The sequence below is a fragment of the Bifidobacterium sp. POST2/T3 (B1) genome (assembly GCF_058197115.1).
Genome location: NZ_JBVPQK010000035.1, coordinates 1 through 15713, shown reverse-complemented (window position 1 = coordinate 15713; position 15713 = coordinate 1). Strand labels below are relative to the sequence as shown.

Here is a 15713-nt window from a genome sequence, read left to right as displayed (position 1 = left end):
GCACGCCATCTTAGGGAGGCGGCAATTTTTTCGTAAGTCGGCATGTCTACTCGCTTCGCCGAAGGCGTGCCGCGTCGGGATGGAAAAGGTTATGCTCGGGAATGGTCGTCAGAGACCATAAGGAGGGTGCGTGTGGATTGGCATGCAGCGGTCTACGGGTCAAGAGCCGGTGGTTCAGGAGGCCATGGCTTCTATGATCCGGGTGATGAGGAGGAGGGGCGGACCTTTGGTGATCCGGACACCATCTCTGACGCTGCTCTGCGTCGATTGGGCGGCAAGGCCTACTTCCGTGCCCATCAACTGCTGGATGACCGTCGCTTTACAGACCTGCGCCTGCGACACCTGGGGGCTTTGACTGTCCTCAAGGGACGTGTGCCCGCCACTTATCAGCCGGATGGCGACTGCATGGTTCAGGCTCGGCTGGACGAGCAGGCCCATCGGGTCATCGACTCCTCCTGCACTTGCCGGGCCTTTGGGCGCCAGGGTCCTGCATGCAAGCATGTGGTCGCTCTGATCATGGCCTATAACGAGTCCAGCCAGGCCTTTGCAGGATCGGATGATTGGACCGGTGACGAGGGTCGATCCCGGTCCGCCCGCTCGACCTCAGGACCCTTAGCAGCCTACATGCACCGGCAGGAGGGTCGGCGGCGGCAAGCCTTTCGTGACCGCCAGCTGAGCTTGCTCAAGCAGGAGAACGGACCGGTCGGCGGTCGTCACCTGCCCATCGGCTCAGTCGGACTGATCCCAGACCTGACCAGCGAGCGCGGAGGCTGGCTGGTCCGTCTGCACATCACCCTGTCCTCCCACGGGGTCGCCTACTTGGTCAAGGACCTTCCGGCCCTGCTGCGCGCCGTGGACCAGGGCGAATTCATGTCTTACGGACGGCGGCTGGCCTTCATCCATTCTCGTGACACCTTTGATGACCGGGCCCAGGCTCTGCTGACCATCCTGGAGAGGGCTGGCGCCATCCGCCGCAGCCTGGCCGAACAGGAGGGGGGCATGCGCCGCCGTCTTACGCGTGCAGGATTGGCGGGGATCCGGCTCAGCGACGATGAGGTGGCGCAGATCCTCGACCTGTTTGTGGATTCCGGGCTCACCCTGGACTACACGCCTCCTGAGGACTCCTTCCTGCAGACCATGCCTGCCCCCGTGGTCGGCGGAGACCCGGACCCTGGCATCGCAGTCAGCAAGGAGGCGGAAGGCTACCGGATCACTCATGCCCTGGCCGTGGAGCGCTTCATCGTAGGCCAGGCCCATTCCTTCGTTATCGTGCGCCCCTCTCAGCCCGGTTTAGGGCTGGATTCGGGACCAGTCATCCACCGTTGCAGCGCGCGTTTCATGCGTCATCGGGACCTGCTGGAGACCCTCTGCCGCCCTGGCGAGGATCGGGATCTGCATCTGGATGCCGACGACCTGGACTTGTTCGCCCGGACTGTCCTGCCTGACCTGGATCAGGGTGCCCAGGAAGGATCCGGGCTCTCCGCCACACTGCCTGAAGAGCTGGATGCCCGCCGACGGCCGCTCTGCAGGATCGAGCTTTACCTGGACAGGGATCAGCAGGGGGTCAGTTGTGACCTCAAGGCCCGCTATGGAGATCGTCTTGTGTCCGTCGGCGCTGATCCCGGCTCCGAGGATGAACCTGGCAGGGATCGGGAGAGCGAGTCTCTGGCCCGGCAGACGGTCCGCCGCTATTTCCCCCTGATGGAGGAGGGATTGGCCCGCATTCCCGAGGAGAACGAGGAAGCCATCCACACCCTGCTGACCCGGGGCCTGCCGGTGCTCAAGAGTCTGGGACGGGTTTTTTCCACCCCGGCCTTCGACGGACTGAGCGTCGTCTCTCATCCGCAGATTCGTGTGGGTGTGCGGGTGCGCTCTGGTCTGGTTGAGATCTCTCCCATCGCCGATGAGGTACGGCCCGAGGAGGCCGCCGCCATTCTGGCTGACCATCGCCGTCGTCGGCGCTTCCATCGTCTGCGCAATGGGGCTTTCGTCGAGTTGGCTGATCTGAATACCGATGCTGTGGACACCTTGGCCCAAGATCTGGGCATCGACCCGGCTGATCTGGCCAAGGGGCCGGTCCGTGTGCCTGAATTCCAGCTCGGCTACCTGGATGCGCTGGTACCCGAGCAGGACCGTGATTCCAGCTTCCGCGACTACCTGAAGGAGCGCAAGCCTGACCCTCAGGAGTTCAAGGTCCCCGACGGGCTGCGCGGGCAACTCAGACCCTATCAGGTAGAAGGGCTGCGTTGGCTATGCACCTTGAGCGACCGCGGATTCGGTGGCATCCTGGCCGATGAGATGGGCCTGGGCAAGACCATACAGATGTTGGCTTACCTGCTCTCCCGTAAGGATCAGGCCAGGGGTCGAGGGCCTTCGCTGATTGTCTGTCCGGCCTCCTTGGTCTACAACTGGGAGGCCGAGTGCCGTCGTTTTACACCGGATCTGCGGGTGGCGGTCCTGGCCGGGGGGCGTAGCCAGCGTCAGGCACTGCTGGATCGGGCCAGATCCTACGACCTGCTGATTACCTCTTACGACCTGCTTAGGCGGGACCTGGACCGGTATCGGAGCCTGCCCTGGTATGCCTTGGTCTTGGATGAGGCCCAGTACATCAAGAACCATGCCACCAAGGCAGCCCGGGCCGTACGCGCGCTGGACAGTCTGCATCGGTTCGCCCTGACCGGCACACCCATCGAGAACCGGCTGTCTGAGCTTTGGAGCATCTTCGACTTCCTGATGCCCGGGATGTTGGGCCCCTACTCCCGGTTCCGGGACCGCTTCGAAATGCCTATACTCAGCGGCGATCAGGATGCCCAGTCCCGGCTCCAGGCCTTGGTGGGACCCTTCATTCTGCGCCGGCTCAAGTCACAGGTGCTGACAGATCTGCCCGAGAAGATCGAAAACGTGATCAGCGTGCCCCTGCAAGGTCGTCAGCGCAAGCTCTATGCTGCTCTGGAGCAGGAGCTGAGGGCTACGCTCAACAAGGAAAGGGATCAGGAGTACGAAGTCGGCAAAATCCAGGTCCTGGCCCAGCTGACCAGGCTGCGGGAGGTCTGCTGCGATCCGCGTCTGGTCTACCAGGATCAAGGTCGTGACCGGAGGGGCGATTCGGCCAAACTGGATGCCATCGAGGATCTGGTGGTCTCCTGCCAGGATGCCGGGCGCAAGATGCTGATCTTTTCTCAGTTCACATCCTATTTGGACCTGATAGCGCAACGGCTCCGTCGGCTGGACGTGTCTTACGATCTGATCACCGGGGCCACATCCAAGAAGCGTCGGCTGGAGCTGGTGGAACAGTTCAATAGGGATGCCACGCCGGTTTTCCTGATCTCCCTGAAGGCCGGCAACACCGGGCTTAACCTGACCGGAGCCTGTGTGGTGGTTCATGCGGACCCCTGGTGGAACGCCGCTGCCCAGGAGCAGGCCAACGACCGCGCCCACCGGATCGGCCAGACCCAGGACGTCAACGTCTACCAGATCGTAGCCAAGGACACCATCGAGGAACGCATCCTCAACCTGCAGCACAGCAAGAGCGACCTGGCATCGCGCTTTGTCGATTCGGCCGCCTCCACCGGCGCCTCCAGCGTGGCCAGGCTGAGCAGAAAGGACCTCCTGGCTCTGCTGGGCTGATCCCGTACTGACATGAATCTACTCGAAACTAAGACTCAGCGATTTTGAATGTGCTGCCATCATTGATGGCGAGGTCCTCGGGCCACGGTTCCGGTTATTCTTGATGCGGTAGTCAAATCGAAAGACTATGTGTATGAGCAGATTGACGGTTGTGCCACTGCGGGCTTGCCGATTTGGCAACGGTCGATTATTCGGGTTATGGGAGCCTGGCCATTTTTCAGCTCCTTTGATTACGGGAAGCTAAAGGAGAGAGCATGATCAGCGGTGTGCAGATGTTCTGCTCGGAGTTCATGGGCACCGCCCTTATGATGGCCATCGCGGTCATGGTCGCCGCCAGCAGGTCGCTCCCCAAGACAGGGGCTTATCGATCCGACTGGATCAACGCATCGCTGGGCTGGGGTCTTGCTGTCTATGTGGGCGTATATGCGGGGTGGAGAACTGGCGGCCATCTGAATCCGGCAGTGACGCTGGCCAGGGTGGTCGGCCACTGGATTGATCCACAAGCGACCTTGAACGGTCTGGCCATGGGCAAGGGCGGCATTCCGGTCACCATGGCCAATGTGGCCATCTTCATTTTTGCCCAGTTCCTTGGGGCTTTCTTTGGCTCCTGCCTGGGCTACCTGGGCACTCGCAAGCATTTCGAACTTTCGACCGATACAGATACCAAACTCATGGTTTTTTGCACCAAGCCGGCCATACGTTCGAATTTCTGGAATCTTACATCGGAGGCCATAGGCACGGCCATACTGGTTTCCTGGGTTTTCCTCAATGGGGGGACTCCTACGCAGGTCGGGCCTCTGGGTGTGGCCCTGGTCATCACGGTTCTGGTTATGGCCTTGGGTGGGGTTTCTGGTGCGGCCATGAATCCTGCACGTGACTTTTCCGCACGATTGGCATACTGCCTTCTGCCCATGTCCGGCAAGAAGGATGCGGACTGGAGCTACGCATGGATACCCTTTGTTGGGCCGATCATTGGAGCCTGCATCGGTGTGCTGGCTCCTGCCTGGATGGGACTTCTGCCTTGATCGTCGGCATGGAAAAGCCCCTAGCCTTGTCAGGGGGTTATTACGACAGGACCGGGGGTCGAGTTAGTTAGGTAGCTCGAACTCAGTAGCTGGCTGAGGTGGGCTCCTGGAAGCGGACTGTCAGCCCGCGGCCGTGGTGGAGGAACATCTCTGCACCGTGGCGGTCGACATCGCGATGGGTGAAGAGCATGCGGATGGCGAAGGCCGTCTGGGCATCATCGGGCAGGTCCAGGAAAGCCTTGTGGGCATCCCAACCATCGGCTGCGACAGCCTTGTTGGGTACGTAGGCATATCCATAGCCGTCCTCGTCCACGTAGCCCAGGAAAGGCAGGTCCCATGCCTGGTGGTAGCTCAACTGATTCTTGTAATCCTCGACCTTCTGGAGGGCTTCGTCGCTGATGCCGTACTTGCGGGCAACCTCGTTGGCCTTGGCGGTCTTCGCCGCGGCATCTTTTCCGAACATGGAAGTATCAACAACAATGACTGTATCGTCTACCATGACTGACCTTTCTGTGTGACGGCCTGCACGTGTGACAATCAACGCCATGACCATGCAGGGCCATGACTTTTCGGGTGACCGTCCATCGTCGACAGCGACCCCTGGATGCAAGATTCCTTCCACTTGCAAGAATACCAAATTCCGCCTGCAAATAGGGGCAAGGAACCGTGAGGTTCGCCATAAGTGCCTGACATTGGCGAAGAGGAGGGAACTCTCAGTCCAGCTCGGTCTCCTGATCCCTGCGGTGCCGAAGCAGATACATCAGCGCCAGGCCGAGAACGGCAGTGCCGACAGCCAGGGCTGCAGGAATGACTATGTCTGAGCCGGAGTCGGCTAGGGACGGGGAATTCGTAGAGGACTTCGCTTGGTCATCAGAAGATTGGCTTCCTGGCACCGGTTTTTGGCTATTTCTGGTTTGATCCGGTTTGCTAGGTGCATGATCGGACTCGACCGGCTTGCTCGGTTCCACCGGCGGATTCGGCTTGTCATGCTCTCCGGAGTTGCCGGGGTTGTCGGGGGTGCTGGGGTTGCCGGTGTCGCCAGAGTCAGAGTTGCAGGAGTTGCCAGGGTCGTCGGGCTTGGCCGGCTGGGTCTGGTAGGTGTTGGTGAAGACCGCCGTGTCTACCTTGATGCCCTTGCTGTCAGTCCATTGCGCCTTGGCGGTACGGTGTAACTGAGCTGCATCGGTTGTCAAGGTGATGGTCAGGATTGCAACGCTCTGATCATATGTCAGGCCAGGAATGGAGCCGGTTTCCTGGTGTATACGATACCTGTAGCTGCCATCGTGGGGCAGAGCATACACGTTGACGGGCACCTGGGTATCTTGGTTGTCGGTGTTTATGATGATTTGGCTGGGCAACGCTGCGGAGGGTGCGCCTTCCAGGGGCTCGACGGTTAATGTAAAGGAGTCTGTACTGAGCCAGTTCCTGCCTTGAATCCGTACTTTGACTCCGGCAGACACTTCATCGGTGTCCATTGTTCCCGTCAGACCGCAGTTGTTGTAGTCCAGGGATTGGCTGGCCGCGTCAACCATATCCTCGGCCTTCTGGAAATCAATATCGTTGATGACGGCGCCTTTTATGGTTCCGTTCTCCAGTAAGTCGCTGGCTGAGGAGTTTTCGCTCGGGCTGGCTGCGCTGGCCTTTTGGGTTGTTGTAGTCAGGTGGGTCCAGTTCGTGTTCGGGGCGGGGGCGAAGCGCAGGTGGAATTTCCCTGCCGGTATATTGGTCAGTTCGTACTTGCCCTGGGAATCAGATTCTGTGCTCAGATCATCATTTGGGGTGACGACTGACTTGGCGGGCTCGTTGGTACCGTCCTTGATCAGGGTCACTTTCACATCTTTAAGCAGAATATCTTCCGAAGAGCGGACACCGTCCCCATTGACGTCGTACCATACGATGCCACTGATGGAACGTTGAACAACCATGGCCTGGGCAGGCATTTGGTTCAGTGCATTGCCCCAGCGATTCCGATAGAGGTCGCCGGGGGAGTTGTTTCCGGGGTTTATATGGAAAGTAATGTCATAGCGGAATTGGTTGGGCTGCCCATCAATGATGAAGGCCCAGGCGACCACGTTTCCAGGCATTTTCACTTCGCCGCTTGTTGGGTCAAAGTCAGCCTTGCTCCAAGAGAGGTAATCCTGGGATTGTATGGAACTCGTGTCATTCACCCGCCATCGAGAATCTGTGGTGTAGCGGATGGTGATTCCGCTCAGACCAGCCCCCGCCGAAGCTTTTATGCTCATATCGGCAAAAGTAGGTTCCCCGTGGAAGTCGGGTTTGCCGCTTGCCTGTTTGTATGGCATGATGTCGATGGCATAGTGATGCTGCTTGCCACTGCCTGCGGTGCTGCTCAGCATGTTGGTGAAGCCGATTGGTGCACCGGCTTCATTGGTATCCCGTACGGCCGAAGTGGAAAGGCTGGTGGTGTTGGTCCGCCAAGCGTGGATGGTGAAGGAGTCGGCAGTCTTCAAGTATGTGTTGGGCTGGGACATATTCTGTTTTGACTGAACTGTGGCCGAGGTCATCAGATTTTCGTCGGGACCGATGTCTTTGCTGGGGTCAGTCAGGTCGCCCAGGGAGGTGGAGAAGTGGATGATGCGGTTGTTGCCGTCCACAGGAATGTTGGTCAGTGTCCAGGACAGAGTGGTGATTCCGGTTTCGGAGTCCGTGCTCACTGATGGCTCACAGGCGGTTCCGCCCTCTATGTGGCCCATTTCAGGCGTGGCTTCCGTATATGTGCCGCCCAATCGGGCGCTGCCGGGAATGTAGTGGAGCTTTGCTGGTAGTTTGTCGGTGATGTAGAGTTCGGTTTTGGCGCCCTTGTTGGCTTGGGAAGCTGAAGTGCCGGTGTTGATGGTTAGCCGCCAGTCAACGAACCGTTGATCGCTGTCTATGTCAAAATAGTCTTTGGGTTTGGAATTGGTACTTGTTTGTGCTACGGCGTTGGAGATGGTGTTGGTTTCGCCGGCTACATAGAGGCTGTCCCCGTGTTCATTGCCGCCGGTGTCTCCGCCCAGGTAACCGTTTATTTGATCATAGCGGGCCTTGGTATAGCCTCCGACGGGGGTGGTTAAGACAGGAGATTTTATTTTGGCCAGATCGTATGGGTTCTGCTTCTCGGCCCAGTTCTCCCATTCCTGATCGCTGGAGTTCTCGGGGCTCAGCCCGGCCATAGCTGCTAATTGGCTGCGGGTGAAGGTGCGCGACACTGATGTCAGCTGGGCTACCGAACCTACTTTGGCATCGGGGAGGACGTTGATCACAAATCCGCCGAAGCCGAATCGGGAATTCTCTTCGGCAAACCTGGAGGGCGCGGCGGTGCGGCCGCCCAGCAGTATGCCTACAACCGTGCCATGCTTCTTTGCTTCCTCCTGTGTGCTGTAGAAGTTCAGATTCTCTATGTCGGCATTGGCTTGCTCAGTGTCGTTTTTCCAGTCCTTCCCGTCGGGTTTGGTGGCGTACATGACCAGGTCCAGCAACGGGTTTTTATCGCTCGTTGTATCGTTGTATTTGCCGTTCTGCCAGATGCCATTGCCCCAGGGAAGATCCAGGCTGTCGGAGTCCGGCAGCCCAACTACTTTTGGGTCGATTTTGACCAAGGACATTCCCAGCAGAGGCAGATCGGCCTTGCTGGTTTTGAAGTTGAAGCCGGCCGTTACCCGCACTTGGGTTCCTGAGACTGCTGAGTCGGTCCCCCGTAGATTGTCAGGAGCGTTCCACCACCCGCAGTCCACGCCGTTATCAAAAAAGTTGGAAGCCGTCATGCAACTGTACTGAATGATGTTGCTGATGCCTGCCTTTGATGTTTCGGAGCCTAGCGTGAAGATGACGTTGTGCCACATGTCATCGGACTGGTCGGGTTGGTTTGACGTGTCCGTGGGGCCAGAGGCAAGGGGTAAAGACTGGTTTGATAGCGATTTCGCACCCAGGTTGCCGTCATTGACCTTGCTCTGCAGGCTGAGACCGGTCTGTCCATAGTAGTTGGCCACGTCCTTGCCTCCGACAGTAGAGGGGTTGAAGACATATAGGTAGCCAGTGGAGATTTCGGCCACTTCCTGTCGCGTGCAGTCAGTCGAGGCCAGGGCAGGGGTGCAGTTGGTGCCTGGCGCATGGGTATGCCCCAGGTATGGGAAGGGGTCGTTGGTTTTATAATCCTTCAACGTCAGGTCCAGCCTAAGGCCCTGGTTGCTGCGCTGTTCAGCCACGGTGTATTGACCATTGCCTTGGACCCGGTCCTTCCCGGCATCACCACCCGTGGATCGGGCATAGCCATAGTTGCTGAGAGTGGGTTTCCAGCCCTGATCGCCGGTGTTGCGCCCGCTGTTGTTGAAGTCGCCATCGATGGTGCCGATGTCCCAGAAGTAGGGTTGCAGATCCTCTATTTTCGGGAAGGCATCTCCGCTGGCGGTCTGCCACAAATTGCTCAGCGACAGGGAGAAGGTTATGGGGCCAGTGGGAACCTCCAGACCCTTGAGACCCTTGGTTCGATCGGGCCAACGCATGTCAACGGCCCAGTTGAACTTGCTGATGATCCCCTTGCGCTTGTCCAGCTCATGGTTGGGGTAATTGCTGGCGGCTGGGGTGTTGAAATCGAAGGTTTGGTTGCCGGAGCCTTCATTGGTTCCACCGGTGATTCGCAGGTTCAGATTGAGCTTGGCCGATACGGTGATCTCATCGGACGTGGCTGAAGCAGGATCGGTCTTGGTGGTGGCATCCGGAGCTCCCCAGGCCTGGATCTCTGGGGCGAATTTGCTGCCATTGGGCATGCTTCGGACCCGGAGGACCAGAGTGACGCTGGAGGATCCCGGAATGACGGTAGGCATATTCTGTGTGGCAGCGAGCAGCCTGTAAACGGTAAGCACCTGTGTGGGCTGACCGTTGATGATCTCTGTAGTTTGCTTTGGCTCGTATCCCTGCGTATTGTCCACCCAGCCCATCGAAGCCACATCAAAGGTGACCTGATCCTCAGGCTGGCTCAGTTTGAATTGGAAGCCTATTCGGCCCCGGCGGTAACTGGTTGTCTCGCTGCGGGTATTTACGGCGAAAGAGTAGGTGTAGGACATCTTATCGAAAGTGCGCACTATGGCATTGTCCGCATCGTGGTCGTCGCCTGGGTTGTTGTCGCTGTCGAAAGGGGCCGTGCCAGTGGAGCGGGAGGCCTGGGACAGTGTGGTGACCACGGCGTCGTCGGTGTCCAGCGTGTCCTTGATTACCGATTTGGCGGTCGGCCTTCTGCTGGGTTGTATGGGCGCGGCCTGGTTCGGGGAGGTTGACTTCGACTTCTGAGTGGTTTGGGCTGCTCCAGACGTGGCAGCGTCTAACTGTGGAGTCGAGGTTTGGGTCGACGTGGATGATTCCTGGTTTGTCACAGTCGTCTGCTGTGCTTGCGTCGTTGCGGATGTTGATGTGGAAGCGGTGGTCTGTGCACCAGCCGTCTGCCCACCATCTGCTATAGCCATGGTGGGTATCAACATGGCCATAGCCATCAGGCCGGCCAGGACTTTTCCACTCAAATTACCCTTTGCCACGTTTCTCCTTTTGAGCGCCGACGACCGCCAGGGGCGTCGGGCCGGGCATCCCCTTCAGATCATCCGGTCGACTGTCTACGATGGTTCTCGAGTCATTCGATATTAGTTTTGTAGAGCTAGTATACAAAGTCTTTGGCTATGATTCCGATTGATATGCGCCTCCGGAGAAAAGGGCCAACCATGGACAAAACAGGGAGGTTCGCATGAGTGAACGGGATCATCATGAGCTCTCGGTTGCCGATTTTCCGGGTCACGGAATGCGCGAGCGGCTGGCCGTTTATGGGTTCTTCATCATCATGGGTATTGGTACATCGGCCTGGATTTCTCGACTGCCAACCGTCAAGGCCAGTCTCGGTCTGCAGCCTTCGGGCCTGGCTCTGATGACTATCCTGGGCGGATGCGGCGCTCTGGTCGGCATGCTGGTTTCGGGAGTGTTGACTGATCAGCTGGGCGTGCGCCGGGCCATGCTGCTGGCAGCGTCCATCTGGTGCCTGGGTATGGTGATCGCGGCCCTGGCCGTCACTTTGCGATCAGTGCCGGGGGTTATCTTGGGGCTGCTCTTCAATTCGGCGGGAATCAGCCTCTGGGGAACGGTCAACACTGTTGAGGCCGGCGCAGTGGAGCGATTCTCCTCCCGGTCCATAATGCCGCGCTTCCATGCCTCATATAGTCTGGGCATGTTTCTTGCCTTGGGTCTGGGCTCGCTCCTGTCTCATCTGGGCGTGCCCATAGGCGCGCATCTGGCGGTCAATGCACTGATCAGCCTAGCTCTGGTGGCCGCTTGCGTTCTGCTCTGCCCGGCTCGGCCTCTAGGGGACTACAAGGGCAGCGCTGACGGCAAACGTTCGGATCGTCATGCTGATTCAGGACGCTCATCCGCCTTCAGCAGGCAGTTAGCGGCTTGGGGTGATGCCTTGGTGCTCATCCTGGCCCTGATCAACGTGGCTCTGGAGGCCAGCGAGGGTGCTGTCAACGACTGGAGCGGGATCGGTCTGGTCGATTCCTTTGGTGTCCCCGAGTCTCAAGCTGGACTCGCTCCCACGATCTTCGCTGCAGCCATGATCGTCTCAAGGCTGCTGGGTACGCATCTGATCGAGTGGCTGGGGAATATGCGCTCGCTGGTCCTGACCCTGCTGGTCTCGGCTCTGGGCATTCTGGTCTATGCTCTTTCACCCTCTTTCGTGCTCAGCCTTGTGGGTACTGGAATTTGGGGTGTCGGAGCAGCTCTGGGTGTACCTATCGTCACCACTCTGGCAACCAAGGATCCAGCCATGGCGGCTCAGCGGGCTTCGGTCATCTCCACTGCCTACTACGGGGTCTCCTGGATCATTCCTCCGGCTATCGGATTTTTGGCCGACCACACAGGTGTCAGGCCGGCCCTGCTCCCCCTGGCGCTCTTACTGGCGGCGGTCACCCTCCTGGTGCCCACGGTGTCCAGGCTCACTCGGGAATGATGCTTTTCGGTTGGCAAAACTTCGCCAACCGACATCGGCGCTGGCAATCGGCCTTAGGGCAGATGGATGCCTTTCCTTGCCAGATTCTCCAAGCACTCCTGCAGGTAGGCTGAATCATGCTCAGGATAGATGGGGTCCGTCAATGGCACTGCAGACAGGTCCTCGTAGGGCGGGCAATGTCTGCCGCGGTAAAGCGGATCATACCAGGCAGGATCAGGATGGTAGCCGCGCTCGCGCATCGTTGCCATGACCAGCAGATGAAATTGAAAGAGCTTATGGGCAGTGGCGGAAGACATAGTCAACAGTGGCGTGCCGTCTACCCCAGCCCAGACCCCGCAGCGCAGTGATCTCCCGATGCTGACCCAACAGCTGCTGTCTGGGGAGCAGTCGAAGCAAATCCTGATGCCACAGTCGCATGATGCCCCCTCCTTCAGCCTAGCCGCTTGCATTACTGTAAAGCAGACTGGCAGAAGAAGGGGTTTCGGCAATTCTTTACTGGAATTGCTTACTGGGCGATGAATCCACCGTCCACAACGAATTCGGCACCCAGCGCGAACTTGGATTCGTCGCTGGCCAGATAGACGCAGATCTCGCCGATGTCCTGGGGCTCGCCGATGTGGCCCAGGGGGGTCAGCTTGCTCATCCTGTCCTCAAGGCTCTGGCTGATCAGAGGGGTCTTGATGAATCCGGGATGAACCGAGTTGATGCGAACACCATAGTTGTTGTTGGCGGAATCCAGGGCCGCGGACTTGGTCAGCAGCCTGGTGCCGCCCTTGCTGGCGTTGTAGGCTCCGGCTCCGCTCAGGCCTACGAAGCCCTCAATGGAGGAGATGTTAATAACGGATCCGCCACGGCCCTTCATGACCCTCATGCCGTGCTTGGTGCCAAGGAAGGTTCCGTTCAGATTGATGGCGATGACCTTTTTCCAGTCCTCGTAGCTCTCCTGGTCCATAGTGGCTCCGCTGCCGCCTATGCCGGCATTGTTGACCACGGTGGTCAGCTGACCCAACTCCTTTTCAACGGTGTCGATGGTGGAGACCCACTGGTCCTCATCCGTCACGTCCAGGGTGTGGAAGACGACCTGCCCGGGGTGCTTCTGCATGAAGCTGCGGGAAGCATCGCTTTCCTTGATATCGGTAAGGGCCACCTTGGCTCCCTCGCGGACGAAGCATTCGGCGATGCCTACGCCCATGCCACCGGTTCCTCCGGTGATGATGGCTACCTTACCTTGTAGTCGATCAGTCATATCCACTCCTTTATAGAGATGTGCTGTCGTATTTCATCTTATGGGATGGCATGCCCACGCTGGTGACCGACGTATCGATTGTCCTGGTTCCGTTACTGCTTCAAAGCTGCATACGAGATGCCAAAGGTTTTGCAGGGGCCACAATAAATTCCCTGCTGAAACAGTGCGCCTGTTCTACTGAATGGGTTATGTTCGGATGTCGAACAGATGGCGCTAAAGCTCATGATCCACAGGCCTGTCAAGACGGAGATTGGTGATGGTGACGAGCACCCGGTCCTGATGTCCGGCCCTGCTTTCTCCGCGGCACACGATGGCCCTATAGCGGTGACGTGGCCCAGATAGTAGTAGCTGAGGTCTGTCGCCTCCTGTCGGCCCATGACGCAAACTGGAATGTTGCGGGGGCTACTGGTTGCAGGGCTCGGTCAGTTGGCTTGTGTTGCTGACTTGTACCCACCCTTCAGTGGGATAATGCCCAGGAACAAGGCTGCAACCATGATCAGGATGCTCAGACCGAACATGATGATGTAGCCGTGGGGCAGGTCGGCGATGGCTCCCCAGAAGAGAGCCGCGAAGGCTGAAGCCAGGGAGCCCACCATCTGAATGCGGGCGTAAATGTTGGTGTAGTCATGCGAGCCGAAGACTGCTGTAACCAGAATGGGCGTCTGCACTGTAGTGCATGCGTAGACCAGGCCGAAGGCGAAGGCTCCCAGCAGGAGGAGCGCAGGAAATCCGGGGAAGGCGACCATGAGGCAGACGCCGAGAACGCCGCCGCCGATGCCCAGGCAGAGCCCGCCTACGATGCTGCCGTCGTTGACCATGCCCAGGATGACCTTGCCGATGGCCTGGCCGGCCATGCAGGAGGAGGCGATCAGGCCTGTGTAGGCCGCCATGGATGGCAGGGATGCCGCATAGGAGGGCAGGAACTGGTAGATGGTCTGATTCATGGTGATTAGGCCGCAGAAGAGCGCCAGCGCCCAGAAGGCAGGGGAACGCAAGGCCTGGGAAGCGGTCATGCCAACAGTCGACGTGACAGGCTCTGGGCTCTTTTTGTCTTTACTCTCGGTGTCTGTGCTGTTGGACGCAGCCTCAGCTGCAGCAGGCTCCTGGCCGGTGGCGCCATAGGGGAGCAAACCTATCTGCTCGGGCGTGCCGCGAATGACGAAAATGGTGAAAGGCAGGGTGATCGCCAGAATGAGAATGGCAAAGACCAGGTATCCCCGCCGCCATCCGTCAGGGGCGGATCTGATGATCATGGTGCCTATCTGGTTGAAGATCACGCCGCCTATGCCGGTGAAGGCCATGCACAGGCCGATGAAGAACCCGACCCGTTTGCGGAACCAGGCGTTGATGAGCGTGGGAACCGACAAATATAGAATGGGCGGCATGCCGATTCCCAGAACCACTCCGCATAGGTAGAACTGCCACATGGCGGATGATCGGGACATGCCAAGGCAGCCCAGTCCGGCCAGGATGGTGCTTGCCGTCAGGACGATGCGCAGATCATAGCGGTGCATCAACCATCCTGCCACCGGCAGGAAGATGACCATGGTGATGCTGAATATGCTGAAGTACCCCGTAAATGCAGCCTTGGGAACATGGAAGTAGTTGCTGACAGGAGTGAAGAAGATACCGGCGCAACTGCATACCAGCGATACGGGGATGGCCGTGAAGACAATGCCCGACAGCACGATCAAGTACGGATAAACAGCCTGTTTTCGTGATGAGGGCTGTGTCGGTGTGGTCGACATGACTGCGACCTTCCTCTTATGGGATCGTGGCTAGCCAACTGATGCTTGGTTTGTATGCTCCCATCGATCTGTGGCTCGTCTGCTCTGAATGTCCACTATGGGAAATTTAAGGACTAATCATAGTTCAATATTTGACCCTCACCTATCGTTACAATGCAGATTAAAACGATGCAGATTAAGTAGTTTTGCGACACTGCCGTTTTACCTCTTGCAATGGGGCGATCGAGCCCACTTTTGGCTGGTAACCGCCTTTCCTCGTAGATTACTGCGCCGATTCTCCATATGCCCATGCTGATGCCGTCCTGACTGATCTGTCCTTCACAAAAGGTTCAGCCCTATACCAGGCATTTGGTCATGGTCGTCGTTGTGTGCTTGATCGTAGTAAAGACTTGCACCTCCAGCGACTCGAGGTTGTACCATCAGGCCGACTGAACATCTAGGAAAGGCGGGACTATGACAGTTGCAGATAAGACAGTGCTGATCACCGGAGCTTCTTCTGGCATCGGAGAGGCTACGGCGAGACTGTTGGCGCAGCGAGGGGCCAAGGTGGTGCTGGGTGCTCGTCGCAAGGATCGGCTGGATACAATCGTCGACGACATTGTTCAGGCTGGTGGCCAGGCGGCTTCCATGGCTCTGGACGTTACTGATAGGCAGGCTAATGAGGACTTCGTGGCTTTCGCCAAGAAGCAGTTCGGCGGAGTGGACGTGGTATTCCTCAATGCCGGGCTCATGCCTAACTCGCCTTTGTCGGCTCTGCATGTGGACGAGTGGGATCGGACTATTGACGTTAACCTCAAAGGCGCACTGTACGGCATTGCTGCAGCCTTGCCGGAGTTCACCGGGCAGCGTCATGGGCAGTTCATCGCCACCTCTTCGGTGGCTGGTCTCAAAGCCTATCCGGGCGGAGCAGTTTACGGGGCAACCAAATGGGGCCTGCGTGATCTGATGGAAGTGCTCAGGATGGAGTCTGCCCAGGAGGGGACCCATATTCGCACCTCTACCATTTACCCGGCAGCCATTCGAACCGAGTTGCTGGACACCATCACAGACAAGCAGACCTTGGCTGATATGAACAAGACCTACGA

At 58.3% G+C, this 15713-nt stretch carries 10 protein-coding genes; 4 read left to right on the top strand and 6 right to left on the bottom strand.

What is annotated here, in order from left to right; genetic code table 11:
• The first annotated feature begins 132 nt into the window (after nucleotides 1–132).
• Complete coding sequence (locus AC0AP0_RS03180) at nucleotides 133–3627, top strand: SNF2-related protein (protein ID WP_490429361.1); 3495 nt, start codon at nucleotides 133–135, stop codon at nucleotides 3625–3627.
• A 254-nt stretch (nucleotides 3628–3881) separates the two neighbouring features.
• Nucleotides 3882–4652, top strand: coding sequence for an MIP/aquaporin family protein (locus AC0AP0_RS03175; protein WP_046322340.1), 771 nt, complete (start codon nucleotides 3882–3884; stop codon nucleotides 4650–4652).
• 82 nt (nucleotides 4653–4734) lie between these two features.
• Here AC0AP0_RS03175 and AC0AP0_RS03170 read toward each other — a convergent pair whose 3' ends face one another.
• Together AC0AP0_RS03170 and AC0AP0_RS03165 are read right to left on the bottom strand one after the other, a co-directional pair.
• Nucleotides 4735–5151 carry a glycerophosphodiester phosphodiesterase gene (locus AC0AP0_RS03170; protein ID WP_198191556.1) on the bottom strand — a complete coding sequence of 139 codons (417 nt, stop codon included), beginning with the start codon at nucleotides 5149–5151 and terminating at the stop codon, nucleotides 4735–4737.
• A 214-nt stretch (nucleotides 5152–5365) separates the two neighbouring features.
• Entirely contained in the window at nucleotides 5366–10180 is a 4815-nt protein-coding gene (locus AC0AP0_RS03165) for an SdrD B-like domain-containing protein (protein ID WP_490429360.1), read from the bottom strand.
• Between the two features lie 203 nt (nucleotides 10181–10383).
• On the opposite strand from AC0AP0_RS03165, the gene AC0AP0_RS03160 reads away from it, so the two are divergent.
• A complete protein-coding gene (locus tag AC0AP0_RS03160) occupies nucleotides 10384–11634 on the top strand; it encodes an MFS transporter (protein ID WP_490429359.1) in 1251 nt (416 codons plus the stop codon).
• 53 nt (nucleotides 11635–11687) lie between these two features.
• Here AC0AP0_RS03160 and AC0AP0_RS03155 read toward each other — a convergent pair whose 3' ends face one another.
• The 4 genes from AC0AP0_RS03155 to AC0AP0_RS03140 all read right to left on the bottom strand — a co-directional run bounded on the left by AC0AP0_RS03155 (nucleotide 11688) and on the right by AC0AP0_RS03140 (nucleotide 14628).
• The gene (locus AC0AP0_RS03155; protein ID WP_490429362.1) at nucleotides 11688–11882 is read right to left on the bottom strand and encodes a hypothetical protein; all 195 of its coding nucleotides are present in this window, start codon (nucleotides 11880–11882) and stop codon (nucleotides 11688–11690) included.
• 25 nt (nucleotides 11883–11907) lie between these two features.
• Nucleotides 11908–12051, bottom strand: coding sequence for a pyrimidine dimer DNA glycosylase/endonuclease V (locus AC0AP0_RS03150; RefSeq protein WP_490429358.1), 144 nt, complete (start codon nucleotides 12049–12051; stop codon nucleotides 11908–11910).
• 88 nt (nucleotides 12052–12139) lie between these two features.
• Nucleotides 12140–12880: an SDR family oxidoreductase gene (locus AC0AP0_RS03145; RefSeq protein WP_121913066.1), complete on the bottom strand. Its 741-nt coding sequence runs from the start codon at nucleotides 12878–12880 to the stop codon at nucleotides 12140–12142.
• A 422-nt stretch (nucleotides 12881–13302) separates the two neighbouring features.
• A complete protein-coding gene (locus AC0AP0_RS03140) occupies nucleotides 13303–14628 on the bottom strand; it encodes an MFS transporter (protein WP_490429357.1) in 1326 nt (441 codons plus the stop codon).
• A gap of 453 nt (nucleotides 14629–15081) precedes the next feature.
• Between AC0AP0_RS03140 and AC0AP0_RS03135 the strand changes: the two genes are divergently transcribed.
• Nucleotides 15082–15713, top strand: a 632-nt coding sequence (locus AC0AP0_RS03135) for an SDR family oxidoreductase (protein ID WP_490429356.1), incomplete at its 3' end; no start/stop codon positions are given.